The organism is Streptomyces capparidis (assembly GCF_054782095.1).
This window is the reverse complement of sequence record NZ_BAAGTD010000032.1, coordinates 60,567-72,633: the sequence shown is the minus strand read 5'-3', so window position 1 is coordinate 72,633 and position 12,067 is coordinate 60,567. Positions and strand designations below refer to the sequence as shown.

Below are 12,067 nucleotides of genomic sequence, written 5' to 3'. Positions count from 1 at the left end.
CGGACCGGCTCACGGGGCCGGGCGGTAGGTGGTGACGGTCCCGCCGTTGCCGAAGGTGAGCTGCTCCACCGGGGTGAACGGGCGGGGGGCGAACCCGCCGGCGAAGGCGGGCAGCCCGCCGCCCGCGACCACCGGGTACTGCTTGACCACCAGCTCGTCGATCTCGGGCAGGAGCTGCCCGGCCAGCACCCCTCCGCCGCACAGCCAGACGTCCGGGTCCGCGTCCTCCGCCTTCAGCCGCCGCACCAGGCCGACCGGGTCGCCGGGCACCAGCTCCACGGCCGGGTCGGCGATCTCCGGGAGGGAGCGGGAGACGACGTACTGGCGCAGGTGGGCGTAGGGGCTGGTGACGCCGATGTCCAGCGCGGGCTGGTAGGTGCCGCGCCCCATCACCACGGTGTCGAAGCGCCGGTTGGGCGCCCCCTGGAGACCGATGTGCGGGCGGATGTGGGTCGGCATGGTCTCGGGGTACTCGGCGCGCAGGTGCTCCACCATGTCCGGCGACTGCGGGTAGAAGTCCACCTCGTGGCCCGGGCCGGCGATGACGCCGTCGACGGACAGCGCGACGACGTACACGAGCTTGCGCATCCTGGGACCTCGGATTCCCCCGGAGCGACTCCGGATGTAGTACTTTCCATGTAGTGTTGGAAAGGTAGTACTACGCTTGGAGTGGTGTCAATCATGGTGCGACGCAATCCGGAGAGAAGGGCGGCGCTGCTGGACGCCGCGATCGAGGTGCTGGCCGACGAGGGCGCGCGCGGTCTGACGTTCCGCGCGGTCGATCAGCGGGCGGGCGTGCCGACGGGCACGGCCTCCAACTACTTCGCCAACCGCGACCAGCTCCTCACCCAGGCGGGCGAGCGCGTCTACGAGCGCCTCGAACCGGACGAGGCCGTCCTCGCCTCGTCCCTGACGGGCCCGCGCGACCGCGCCCGGGTCATCGAGTTGATACACGAGGTGGTGGAGCGGGTGGCCGCGTTCCCCACGGGCTTCCTGGCCCTGCTCGAACTGCGCCTGGAGGCCAACCGCCGCCCGGAGCTGCGCGAGGTGCTCACCCGGCGCATCCGCGCCGACGTGGACTTCAACGTCGCCCACCACCTGAAGTCCGGGCTGCCCGGCGACGCGACCACGGTGGTGCTGCTGTACCTGGCCCTGAACTGGCTGATAGTCGAGCGCCTCACCCTGCCCGACCTGTTCCCGCCGGAGCGGCGGCGCGACCTGGTCACCGCGCTGGTCGACCGCCTCCTGGCCGGGCAGCCGGACGGCGCGGCCCAGCCGCCCGGCACTCCGGCGGGCGAGGACGCCCCGGGGGCGGTCGCCGGCGCCTCCTGACGGGCGGCACCGCGGCGGCCCCGGCACCCGGACGCGCGACGGCGGGCCCCGGGGCGCCCGCGGTGGGGCTCAGACGCTGAGCGGCACGTGGTGGATCTCGTCGGCCGGGTGGCCGGTGCGCTGGTGCACGCGCTGGACCGCCTCGGCGGAGGGGCCGTCGGACAGGCAGTACACCGTGCCCGACTCCGGGTCCGCCCACGCGTGCCGGAAGCGCACGCCCTCCTCGCCCTCGATCGCGAGGTCGGCGCGGTGCGCCTCCCTGAGCTGCTCGGCCGTGATCCCTTGCATTCCGCGGTGGATGTCGATGTAGGTGGCCATCGCCTGGTACCTCCGGTACTCGCCGGCCCCCGCCTGCTCCTCCCAGCCTCCCCCCGGCGCGGGCCGCACGCCACAGCGGCCCGCCGGAGGCGCGATCCGACGGCGCGCGGGGGTGCCTCCCCGCCGCCGCGGGCGGAAGGAACACCGAAAGGGACCCGGAAGGAATTTCGCCTTTCCGCACCCCATTCGAATTCCCTCTCGAACGCCGTTCCGAGCGGCTTCCCGCATCTCACGCCGCACGCCGCGCCGCACGTCACAGCCCTTTCCGTCGGTCTCGCCGCCACCTCGGCACGTCGAACGCCAAGCCGAGCAATTCCGGCCGGAAGGCCCTCGCGCAAACAAGATCGAAAATCTCGTACTTTGCCCAGACATTACCTGTTGGCAAATCCGGGAATCGTTTCTCCATATCTACCATCGTCGGCATGATGGACACACGGCGTGACCACCCCGCCACCCGTGCGCACCGGCAGACCGGTCCCGAGGGCCCGGACAACGAGGAGATCCGCTCGTGAGCGAGAACACCCCCGAGTGCACCGTCGCCCGCTACCTGGCCCGCCGCCTGGCCGAGCTGGGCATCACCCACCTGTTCGGCGTCCCCGGCAACCACCTCGGCCCGTTCCTGACCGCCCTGCGCTCCGAGGGCGACATCGCCTGGGTGGGCACCCCCACCGAGGGCGGCGCGGGCCAGGCCGCCGACGCCTACGCGCGCGTCCACGGCATCGGCGCCGCCGCCTGCACCTACGGCGTCGGCGCCTTCAACCTGCTCAACGCCTGCGGCGGCGCGTACGTCGAGCGCGTCCCGCTCGTCGCGGTCAACGCCTCCCCGCCCTACGAGCAGTGGCAGAACCAGCGCGCCCTGGGCCTGCTCACCTCCCACATGAGCCCCCGCAGGGAGAGCAACCTGGAGGTGTACCGGCAGGTCACCGTGGACGCCCAGGCCATCACCAACCCCGGCCTCGCCCCCGGCCAGATCGACGCCGCGCTCACCGCGTGCCTGTCCGAGCGCAGGCCCGTCTACCTGGAGGTCATGGAGGACCTGTGGGACGAGCCCTGCCCCGGGCCCGCCGTCCCGCTCGTCCGGCGCGAGCGCCCGTTCACCGCCCGCAACCGCACCATGCTGGACGCGGCGGTCAACGCCGTCCTCGACCTGGTGGCCGCGCACCCCGGCCCGGACGGCAGGCCCCGGCCGATCCTGTGGGCGGGCGAGGAGATCGACCGGTTCCGCCTCGGCGGGCCGCTCACCGAGCTGGTGGCCGGAACCGGCGTGCCGTTCTGCACCACCATCGGCGCCAAGGCGGTCCTCGACGAGGACCTGCCCCAGTTCCACGGCGTCTACAACGGCCACGCCAGCGACCCGCGCGTGCGCGAGATGTTCAAGGGGTGGGCCACCTGCCGGATCGGCCTCGGCGCCTGGGCCACCTCCAAGAACCTCGGCGGCGAGCAGTGCATCGGCACGGACTGGGTGATGGCCGCCGACGGCGGCGTCAGCGTCGGCACCTCCTACTTCCCCGACGTCCAGCTCGCCCGGCTGCTGCCCGCCCTGCGGGACGCGCTGGTCGCCCGCTACGGGCGCGAGGGCCTGACCGCCGACTACTACGCCGAGGCCGCCGCGCTGGCGGAGGACACCGCCGGGCGCCCGGCCAACCTGCGGGAGCTGCGCGCGACGCTGCGCATGGGCGGCTCGCCGTCCTCGCCCACGGAGCGGCTCACCTACGACGGCCTGTTCCGCCGGATCAACCAGTTCCTGGCGCGGGAGACGCCGCACACCTGGACAGTGGTCTCCGACGCCGCGTTCTCCCTGATCGGCTCGATGAACCTGACCCTGCCCGAGGGCGGCTACCTGGCGCAGAACAGTTGGCTGTCCATCGGCTGGTCGGTCGGCGCGGCCACCGGCGCCGCGCTCGCGCCCGAGCGCAGCCACGCCCGCCCGATGGTGTTCGTCGGCGACGGCTCGTTCCAGGAGACCTGCCAGGAGATCTCCACCCACACCAGGCTCGGGTTGCCGTCGGTGGTGTTCGTCCTGGACAACCAGAACTTCTACGGCATCGAGCAGATGCTCGTGAACCCGGCCTACTACGCGGACCGGCGCCCCTCGGAGCCGGACCGCGCGGACTTCTACAACGTCCTCCACCCGTGGCACTACGACCGGCTCGCCGACGTCTTCTCCGGTGAGAAGACTCCCGCGACCGGGCTGAGCATCGCCCTGACCGGGCAGCTCGAGGGGCTGCTCGCGCGGCTCACCGACCCCACCGACCCGGTCAACGCCGGGCCGCTGCTGGTCCGCGTCCGCCTCGACCGCCACGACTACCCGCGGGCCATGGCGTACAAGGTGCCGGGGACCGCCTGAGGCGCCGCCGCGGCCGGGGCGCGCACGCCCCGGCCGCGGCGGCGGACTCCCCGGGCCGCGGCGGGGCGCTTCCCGCCGCGGCCCGGGGCCGCGTCAGCGGAACAGCCGCAGCGGCACGGCCCTCGCCATCGCCGCCATCCCCGCGTCGTTGGGGTGCAGGTGGTCGCCGCTGTCGTAGGCGGCGAGCAGCGTGTCGGGCCGCTGCGGGTCCCGCACGGCCGCGTCGAAGTCGATCACGCCGTCGTACTCCCCGCCGGTGCGGATCCAGCGGTTCACCGCCTGCCGGGCCGCCTCGTTGCTCGGGCTGAAGAAGCCCAGTGTGTCACCGCGGAACGGGGTGATCGTCGCCCCGTAGACCTTCATTCCCCGCGCGTGGGCGCGGGCGATCAGCTCCCGGTGCCCGGCGATCAGGTCGGCCGCGCTCACCCGCTCCGACTCGGGGGCGACCGTGCCCGGGTGGCCCAGGTCGTTCACGCCGAGCAGCACCACCAGGTGGCGGGCGCCCGGCTGCGCGGCCACGTCCCGGTCGAACCGCTTCAGGGCGCTCTGGCCGAAGTAGGCCGCGTACTCCTCGGCGGGGGAGCCCGCCGGGGGGTTGGGGTCGTGCAGCAGGCGGTTGCCGCCGATGCCCGCGTTCAGCACGCCCAGGTCCCGCAGCCCCGGCGTGGCCCGCAGCCGCTCGGCGAAGAGGTCGGGCCACCGGTGGTTGGCGTTCTCCTCGGTGATCGCCCCGTCGGTGATCGAGTCGCCCAGCGCCACCACGGCGGCCGGGCCACCCGGCGGGTCGCCCGCGGCCCGCACGCTCACCCCGGACAGGAAGTGCCACTGGGTGACGATGGCCGTCGGCTCGATGTCGGCGGCCCCGGTGACATTGCCCTCCGCGACGAAGCTGCGCTGGAAGGCGGAGCCGTGCACGGTCGAGGCCGGGGTGGGCCGGGGCAGGTGGACGCTCACCACCAGGTTGCCGCCCGCGGGCAGGCGCAGCCTCACCGGGTCGCTGACCACGGGCGACCCCGGGGGCACGGTCACCGACGTCCGGCCGCCGAACGTCAGCGCGCGGTCGGTCGCCGGGTCGATGCTCTGCCCCGAGGGGTCGTCCGGCCTGGCCACCCGGGCCTCCCCGATGACCAGCGGGGCGCTGCCGAACTCGTTGGTCAGCCGCACCCGCACGGCGTCGCCGCCGACGCTGGCGTGCACGACCTGGCGCAGCGTCTGGTCCCGGAAGGAGGTGGTGTTCCCCGGAGGCACCGCGGTGGGCGACGCCGCCCAGGTGCCGACCCAGGCCCGGTCCGCGCCGCCCTGCGGCGGTGCGTGGTCCGCGGCCGTCGCCGCGGGTGCGGCCTGCGCCGCGGCCAGCACGAGGACACCGGCGAGCAGCCCCGCCAGCCTGCCCCGCGCCCGGCGCAGGACGCCGGACGGTGCGGTCAAGTGCTCCATGCGTTCTCCTGAACGTCGAGACGGTGAACTCCGCCTGCCACGCCCGCAACGGCGCTCCACCGCCCCGGGCGCGCACGCGACGCCAGCACCGTCCCACGCCGCCCCCCGCAAGTCATCGGACCAAAACCGACAACACCGGTCCGATGTGCGCCGTTCGAGTGAGGTTCGGGGCGGCCGGGCGCCGGTCAGTAACCGACCGTGAAGCGGCGCTGGACGAAGCGTGGCAACTCCGCCTCGTCGAGCAGGGCCACGGCGGCGTCCTCGGCGGAGACGCGGCTGCGCCCGTCCGCGTCCCGCACCGGCTGGTCGCCGCCGACGCGGAACCGGCCGGTGCGCGGGCCGGGCGCGATGTCCTCCGCGGGGCTGAAGTAGGTCCACAGCCGGTTCGAGGTGCGCAGGACGTTCAGGGCGTCCCGGTGCCCGCGCACGGCCGCCGCGTAGCCCCGGGGCAGCCCGATCCCGTCCAGCGCGGCGTGCAGGTGCTCCTCGGAGTCGGCCAGGACGAGCCCGGGCTCGATCTCCAGGCTGCCCGCGCCGCCGATCACGATGAGCCGGGTCCTCGGGTGGCTCTCCAGCGCCTTCAGCAGCGCCCGCGCCGCGGTGGCGTACACGGTGGGGTCGGCGATGGACCGCTCCAGGGTGTCCGCCAGGTCCCTGGCGGCGTTGCCCGGCTGGTAGGCGCTGATCAGCACGTCGAGTCCGGGCAGGGCCGCGGCGACCGCGGCGGCGTCCAGCACGTCGAGGCTGCGCCATTCGACGTCGCGGCGCCCGTCGGCGACCTGTGAGGCGTCCCGGCTGAACGCGACGACATGGTGCCCCCGGTCGAGGGCTTCGGTGACGACGCGGCTGCCGATGGTTCCCGTGGCGCCGATGACCCCGATGCGCATGGCTGTTCCTCTGCTCGTGACGGCGCGGCCGTCGGCGGTGGAGTCCCCCGCGGGGACACCGGTTGACGAACCGTCGGTGAGTGACGGCGTGCGCAAACTATACGGTGTGAAGTAACTGCACGCCACTCATTCAAGGGACGCTGTACAGTGCTCACCGTGGGAAGCGCGAGGGCGGCGGGCACGACGGGGCGGCGCGAGCGGCTGCGGGCCGAGACCACCGCCGAGATCAAGAGGACGGCGCTCGGGCTGATGGCCTCGGGCGGGCCGGACGCCATCACCCTGCGGGCCATCGCCCGCGAGATGGGCATGACCGCCAACGCCATCTACGGTTACTTCGCCACCCGCGACGACCTGGTCACCGCGCTCGTCAACGACGTGTACACCGCGCTGGCCGACACGGTGGACGCCGCCTGGCACGCCGCCCCCGCCGACGACCCGGCCCGCCGCATCAGGGCCTGGGCATGCGCCTTCCGGGCCTGGGCCCTGGCCAACCCCGAGGGCTTCCGGCTGGTGTACGGCGACCCGGTCCCCGGCTACCGGGCCCCCGAGGGCGGCCCCGCCCCCGACGCCGCGCACCGCGTCTGCACCGGCCTGACCGCGCTGGCCGCCGCCGCCTGGCCGCACCTCGACCCGGACCTCGCCGACACCTGCTTCACCTGGTCCGACTTCGACCCCGCCCTGCTCGACAAGGTCCGCCCCGCCTTCCCCGGCCTGCCCCCCGCTGCCCTGGCCCTGGCCCTGCGCCTGTGGGCCCGCCTGCACGGCCTGGTCTCCCTGGAGATCTACGGCCATCTGCGCGCCCAGACCCTCAGCCCGGACAAGCTCTTCCAGGCGGAACTGACCCACCTCGTGCGCTCCCTGGGCCTGCCCGCGGGGGAGTGACACGTCGCTGGCGCCGCACCGTCCCCACCCGGCGCCCCGCCCCGCGCCGGCCGCTCCCGCACGCCGAGTCCGCCGCTGACCAGCGCCGAGCCCGTGACATACTGACGGCGCGTGAACTCGAATGCGCGTGCAACGGGGGGCTGACAGAGTGGGGACGGCTCACACGCCGCCGCTGCGGCGGCCCGCGGCCCGGCGGGGCGCCCCGCGGTGAGCGGTGTGCAGTTGGCCGCGCCCTACCTGGACACCGCGGCCGATCAGCTCCGCTTCACCCTCGGCCTGCCCCCGCGCGACGCGCTCGCGGTGGCCGAGGTCGCCGTCGGCGGGATCACCGTCGAATTGCGGCTGCTCGGCGCCTCGCACCAGGTGTTCGCCGGGCCGGTGCGGGAAACCGTGGCGTGTCTGCCCGGAGAGCCGGGACTGCTGCCCGGCTCGGTGACCGAGGAGATCGACGGTTGGACGTACCGCTTCACCGCCCGCATCCACCGGCACGGGCCGCGGGAGTTCGCGGCGCGCGCCGGGCTGCTGCGCGAGCTGCACGGGCGGCCCGAGGCGCTGTGCGGGGTCTTCCCCGGCGCCCCCGACGCGCTCACCGCCCTGCTGGTGCGGCCGCGGGAGGGCGGGGTCGCCTGGCGGACCTGGCACACATATCCGCGGACCCGTCAGATCGTCGCCACCCACACCCGCTTGGAGGCACGGTGAGGCGCTACCGGCTGTTCCTCGTCCCGCTGCTGGCCGTCGCGGTCCTGCTGACCGGCTGCGGCGGCGGGGGCGGTGGCGGCGGAGGGGGCAAGGTGCCCGAGCAGTGGATCGCCGACCAGTACCGGACCACCGCGGGCGGCTACCGCGACCCGGACGACAGGCCCGCCGCGGTGGCCCGGGCGATCCACGGCCACCGCAAGGCCAAGGACCGCGTGACCAGGGGCGGCAGGGAGTATCTGCGGTACAAGGACGACATCGTCGCCATCACCCCGCTCGGCTCCGGCAGCAAGATCGAGATCGACGACTACGCCCGGGGCTACCGGCGCTGGCGCAGCGACATCGGCTCCCACTGGCCCGACCCGGGCACGACCGGCGGCGGCTTCCGCGGCGGCGGCTCCGGCTCCGGCAAGTAGCCGCCGTGGAACCGGCCGCGGCACGCCGCGCGGCCCCGAGGAGGAAAGGCACCCAGTGATACCAACGGGCCACCACGCCCGGCGCCCGGCCGGCGCCGCGCCGTCGTGACGCCGGGCCCCGCCCCCCGGCTCGCCGTGCGGGCCCGGATCTCGCGGTTCCTGCTGCTGTTCACGGTGTTCCTGTGCGCCGCCTGCGGACTGGTCTACGAGCTGGCGCTGACCGCGCTCGGCAGCTACCTGGTCGGCGACACGGTCACCCAGACCTCGATCGTGCTGGCCGTGATGGTCTTCGCGATGGGCGTGGGCTCGCTGGCCGCCAAACCGCTGCGCCACCGCGCGGTCGGCGCGTTCGCGCTGGTGGAGGGGCTGCTCGCGCTCGTCGGCGGCCTGTCCGTGCTCATGCTGTACATGGCGTTCGCCTGGCTCGGCGTCTACACCCCGGCGATGGTGGTGATCGCCTTCGTCGTCGGGGTGCTGATCGGCGCGGAGATCCCGCTGCTGATGACGATGCTCCAGCGCATCCAGCGGCAGGACGCGGGCGGCGCCGTCGCCGACCTGTTCGCCGCCGACTACGTGGGCGCGCTCATCGGCGGGCTTTGCTTCCCGCTGCTGCTCCTGCCGACCTTCGGACAACTGAAGGGCGCGCTGGTGGTGGGCGCGGTGAACGCCACCGCCGGGGTGGGCGTGGTGCTGTGGATCTTCCGCAAGCAGACCCGCCGCGCCGTGCGGGGCCTGCTGCTGGCCGGGATGGCGGCGGTGCTGGCGCTGCTCGGCGGCACCTACGCGCTGGCCGACGACCTGGAGGTCACCGCGCGCCAGCGGCTGTACCGGGACCCGATCGTGCACGCCGAGCGCAGCCCCTACCAGGAGATCGTGGTCACCAGGTCCGTCGCCTTCACCGGCACCGACGACACGCGGCTGTTCCTCAACGGCGACCTCCAGTTCTCCTCGGTGGACGAGTACCGCTACCACGAGGCCCTGGTCCATCCCGCGCTCGCGGGGCGGCGCTCCTCGGTGCTGGTGCTCGGCGGCGGCGACGCGCTGGCGCTGCGCGAGGTGCTGCGCTACGACGACGTCGAGCGGGTCACCCTCGTCGAGCTGGACCCGGCCGTCACCGCGCTCGCCCGCTCCTACGGCCCGCTGCGCGACCTCAACGGCGACGCGCTGGCCGACCCGCGGGTCACCGTCGTCCACGCCGACGCCTTCACCTGGGTGCGCCAGGCCCGGCAGCGCTACGACGCCGTCCTCGTCGACTTCCCCGACCCGGACAGCGTCGCCACGGCCAAGCTGTACTCCGTCGAGTTCTACGGCATGCTCTCCCGCCTCCTCGCCCCCGGCGCCCGCGCGGTCGTCCAGGCGGGCTCGCCGTTCTTCGCGCCCAAGACGTACTGGGCCATCGAGGCGGGGATACGGGAGGGCGGCCTCACCACCAGGCCGTACCAGGTGGACGTGCCCAGCTTCGGCAACTGGGGCTTCGTGCTGGCCACCCGCGGCGGGGCGGAGGCGAGGCTGCGCCTGGCGCCGGACGCGCCGCGACTGCGCTTCCTCGACGACGCGGTGCTGAAGGCCGCGGCCGTCTTCCCCGTCGACCGCCGCGCCCGCGACGTGCGGGCGAGCACCCTGATGAAGCCGACCGTGCTCGAGTACAGCACGGGGGAGTGGGACGCCTACTGAGGCACCACGGCCCGCACCGGTCACGGCGGCCCCGGCCGCGCCCACGAGCGGCCGGGGCCGCCACGCCGGACCGGGCCCGTCCGCGGGGGCGCGGTCCGGGCCCGGTCCGCGGTGACCGAGCGGGCGGTCAGCGGGTGTTGCACACCACCCGCGGGTTCGTCGGGTTGAGCACACCGTGCGGGTTGTACTTCCACAGCCACACGTGCAGCGTGTAGTAGGGGACACCCGGCGCCGGGGGGTCGAACGCCCGGCCGAACAGCGTCGCGGGGGTCCGCGACACGTACTCGACCGCGACGAACTGGCGCCCGCCCTGCCCCTGCGGCGCGTACACCAGCGCGTTGGGGCGGAGCACGACCAGGTCCTTCTGCCCCTGCGCCGGGGCCTTGCCGTAGTGGTAGCCCATCCCGGGGACGCAGCCGGAGACCTGCCGGTAGCCGTCGGCCAGCGCCCGGTCGAGCCGCTGGTACTTGGCCGTGGCCCGCGCCAGCTCGTTCAGCTTCTCCTGGAAGGAGGTCTTGGTGTTCGGCGCGCTCCGGTGGGCCGGGCTCTGGTGGGACGGGGTCTTGTGGGCCGGGTTCTGGTGGGACCGGTCGTGCCGGAACTTGTCCTGCCGGTACTTGTCGTGGTGGGACCGGCCCTGCCGGTTCCCGTCCTGCCGGGACCGGTCCTGCTGGTACCCGTCGTGCCGGGACCTGTCGTTCCCCGACGTGTCCTGCCGCCGTCCGTCCTGCTGGTTCCGGTCGTTCCCGGAACGGTTCCGCTGGTACCCGTCCTGCCGGGACCCGTCGTTCCCGGACCGGTCCTGCCGGGACCCGTCCTGCCGGGACCCGTCCTGCTGGTACCGGCTCTCGTGGCGCCCGTCCCGCTGGTTGCGGTCGTGGTGGGCGTCGACGGCCATCGCGGTGGCCGGCGACACCGTCAGCGCCGCGGTCAGGCCAAGAGTGGTGAGGACGCGTATGCGCATGGGGTTACTCCGCTCCTCCGCGCCGTTGCGCGGACATGACCGATCCTGGGTCCGTCCCGGAGGCTCGGCCATTCGGGCTGCGCCGAGTGGGGGACGGCGGCGCGGCGCAGGGGGCGCCACGCGCGGCGATCGGGGAGCGGCTCGCGGTGACGGCGGGGCGCGCGGCGATCCGCCCGCCCCGCCCGTTGACACCCCGTCAGACGCCGCGGTCCGTGCCCAGCTCGGCGAGCACCGCGCGCACCTGGTCCAGCGGCTGCTCGCCCACCGGGCGCAGCGCCACCGTGGTGACGCCCGCCTCCCACAGCTCCCGCACCCGGCCCGCGGCCGTGGCGGCGCCACCGGCCACCATGAACACCTCGTCGGGCGGGACGCCGAGCCAGCGCGCGGTCTCCTCGACGATCGGCGCGATCGCCCGCGCCACCCGCTCCGCGTCGTCCGACACGCACAGGTACGCCAGCGTGATCAGCTCGTGCGGCCGCGCTTCCCCCGCGGCCTCGCGCCCCCGCTCGATGTGCTCCAGCGCCCCGGCCACCGACTTCGGGCCCCGGCCCTCGGCGAGGATCGTCCCGTCGGCGACCCGGCCGGACAGCTCCAGGGAGCGCGGCCGCACCACCCCGGCGACCACCGGCGGCGGCTGCGCCGGCGGGTGCACCAGGCGCACGCCGTCGATGTGCACCACGCGGCCGTCCACCTGCGCGGTCCCCCCGGCGAGCAGGGTCCGCACCACCTGGATGGTCTCCTCCAGCAGCGCCAGCTTGGCCGGGGTGGCGGCGCCCACCTGGGCCATCCACTCCGGCACCCCGTGGCCCACCCCGGCGACCAGCCGCCCGGGGAACACCCGGGCCAGCGTGGCCAGCTCCATGCCGAGCAGCGCCGGGTTCCGCAGCGGCGCCGGGGTGATGCCTATGCCGACCCGCAGCCGCTGTGTGGCCGCGAGCGCCAGCGCGGCCGAGGAGACGCCGCCGGCCCAGCCGAGGTCCTCCACCACCCACAGGTCGTCGGCCCCGGCCTGCTCCACGGCGGTGGCGTAGGCCGTGAGGTCCTCCGGCCGCTGGTCCCTGTCGAACATCACGCCGATGCGCGGGCGAGGCGAGTTCTCATTCGTCACACCGTC

The 12,067-nt window shown here is 74.6% G+C and carries 12 protein-coding genes; 6 read left to right on the top strand and 6 right to left on the bottom strand.

The genetic code is table 11. The features are described from left to right. Positions 1-9: 9 nt before the first annotated feature. Positions 10-588: a dihydrofolate reductase family protein gene (locus ACYVO2_RS24225; protein ID WP_461010070.1), complete on the bottom strand. Its 579-nt coding sequence runs from the start codon at positions 586-588 to the stop codon at positions 10-12. A gap of 93 nt (positions 589-681) precedes the next feature. Here ACYVO2_RS24225 and ACYVO2_RS24220 point away from each other — a divergent pair, with 93 nt between their 5' ends. Then, complete coding sequence (locus tag ACYVO2_RS24220; RefSeq protein WP_461010069.1) at positions 682-1,332, top strand: TetR/AcrR family transcriptional regulator; 651 nt, start codon at positions 682-684, stop codon at positions 1,330-1,332. 69 nt (positions 1,333-1,401) lie between these two features. On the opposite strand, the gene ACYVO2_RS24215 is transcribed toward ACYVO2_RS24220, so the two are convergent. Continuing rightward, complete coding sequence (locus ACYVO2_RS24215; RefSeq protein WP_461010068.1) at positions 1,402-1,650, bottom strand: SCO4226 family nickel-binding protein; 249 nt, start codon at positions 1,648-1,650, stop codon at positions 1,402-1,404. A 508-nt stretch (positions 1,651-2,158) separates the two neighbouring features. On the opposite strand from ACYVO2_RS24215, the gene ACYVO2_RS24210 reads away from it, so the two are divergent. Next, the gene (locus ACYVO2_RS24210; protein ID WP_461010067.1) at positions 2,159-3,997 is read left to right on the top strand and encodes an alpha-keto acid decarboxylase family protein; all 1,839 of its coding nucleotides are present in this window, start codon (positions 2,159-2,161) and stop codon (positions 3,995-3,997) included. 93 nt (positions 3,998-4,090) lie between these two features. Here the strand turns inward: ACYVO2_RS24210 and ACYVO2_RS24205 are convergent, their stop codons facing one another. Both ACYVO2_RS24205 and ACYVO2_RS24200 read right to left on the bottom strand, forming a co-directional pair. After that, positions 4,091-5,434: an SGNH/GDSL hydrolase family protein gene (locus ACYVO2_RS24205; RefSeq protein WP_461010066.1), complete on the bottom strand. Its 1,344-nt coding sequence runs from the start codon at positions 5,432-5,434 to the stop codon at positions 4,091-4,093. Between the two features lie 185 nt (positions 5,435-5,619). Then, positions 5,620-6,321, bottom strand: a complete 702-nt coding sequence (locus ACYVO2_RS24200) for an NAD(P)-dependent oxidoreductase (RefSeq protein ID WP_461010065.1) — start codon at positions 6,319-6,321, stop codon at positions 5,620-5,622. Positions 6,322-6,477: 156 nt separating this feature from the next. Here ACYVO2_RS24200 and ACYVO2_RS24195 point away from each other — a divergent pair, with 156 nt between their 5' ends. The 4 genes from ACYVO2_RS24195 (at position 6,478) to ACYVO2_RS24180 (ending at position 9,989) form a co-directional block, all read left to right on the top strand. Then, on the top strand, positions 6,478-7,203 hold the full coding sequence (locus tag ACYVO2_RS24195) for a TetR/AcrR family transcriptional regulator (protein WP_461010064.1): 726 nt from the start codon (positions 6,478-6,480) through the stop codon (positions 7,201-7,203). Positions 7,204-7,410: 207 nt separating this feature from the next. After that, positions 7,411-7,902 (top strand): DUF2617 family protein, encoded by a 492-nt coding sequence (locus ACYVO2_RS24190; protein WP_461010063.1) that lies wholly within the window; start codon positions 7,411-7,413, stop codon positions 7,900-7,902. Next, positions 7,899-8,315 (top strand): DUF4247 domain-containing protein, encoded by a 417-nt coding sequence (locus tag ACYVO2_RS24185; protein ID WP_461010062.1) that lies wholly within the window; start codon positions 7,899-7,901, stop codon positions 8,313-8,315. The genes ACYVO2_RS24190 and ACYVO2_RS24185 overlap by 4 nt, the downstream gene beginning before the upstream one ends. Positions 8,316-8,420: 105 nt before the next feature. Then, positions 8,421-9,989 (top strand): polyamine aminopropyltransferase, encoded by a 1,569-nt coding sequence (locus ACYVO2_RS24180; RefSeq protein WP_461010061.1) that lies wholly within the window; start codon positions 8,421-8,423, stop codon positions 9,987-9,989. 127 nt (positions 9,990-10,116) lie between these two features. Here ACYVO2_RS24180 and ACYVO2_RS24175 read toward each other — a convergent pair whose 3' ends face one another. Together ACYVO2_RS24175 and ACYVO2_RS24170 are read right to left on the bottom strand one after the other, a co-directional pair. Then, positions 10,117-10,953, bottom strand: coding sequence for a hypothetical protein (locus tag ACYVO2_RS24175; protein WP_461010060.1), 837 nt, complete (start codon positions 10,951-10,953; stop codon positions 10,117-10,119). 196 nt (positions 10,954-11,149) lie between these two features. Then, positions 11,150-12,022, bottom strand: coding sequence for an LLM class flavin-dependent oxidoreductase (locus ACYVO2_RS24170; protein ID WP_461010094.1), 873 nt, complete (start codon positions 12,020-12,022; stop codon positions 11,150-11,152). Positions 12,023-12,067: the final 45 nt, after the last annotated feature.

Excerpts from the sequence above, each read along its gene's own strand:
- ACYVO2_RS24225 (WP_461010070.1), bottom strand. The coding sequence starts at position 588 with ATGCGCAAGCTCGTGTACGTCGTCGCGCTGTCCGTCGACGGCGTCATC.
- ACYVO2_RS24220 (WP_461010069.1), top strand. The coding sequence starts at position 682 with ATGGTGCGACGCAATCCGGAGAGAAGGGCGGCGCTGCTGGACGCCGCG.
- ACYVO2_RS24215 (WP_461010068.1), bottom strand. The coding sequence starts at position 1,650 with ATGGCCACCTACATCGACATCCACCGCGGAATGCAAGGGATCACGGCC.
- ACYVO2_RS24205 (WP_461010066.1), bottom strand. The coding sequence starts at position 5,434 with ATGGAGCACTTGACCGCACCGTCCGGCGTCCTGCGCCGGGCGCGGGGC.
- ACYVO2_RS24200 (WP_461010065.1), bottom strand. The coding sequence starts at position 6,321 with ATGCGCATCGGGGTCATCGGCGCCACGGGAACCATCGGCAGCCGCGTC.
- ACYVO2_RS24175 (WP_461010060.1), bottom strand. The coding sequence starts at position 10,953 with ATGCGCATACGCGTCCTCACCACTCTTGGCCTGACCGCGGCGCTGACG.
- ACYVO2_RS24170 (WP_461010094.1), bottom strand. The coding sequence starts at position 12,022 with ATGTTCGACAGGGACCAGCGGCCGGAGGACCTCACGGCCTACGCCACC.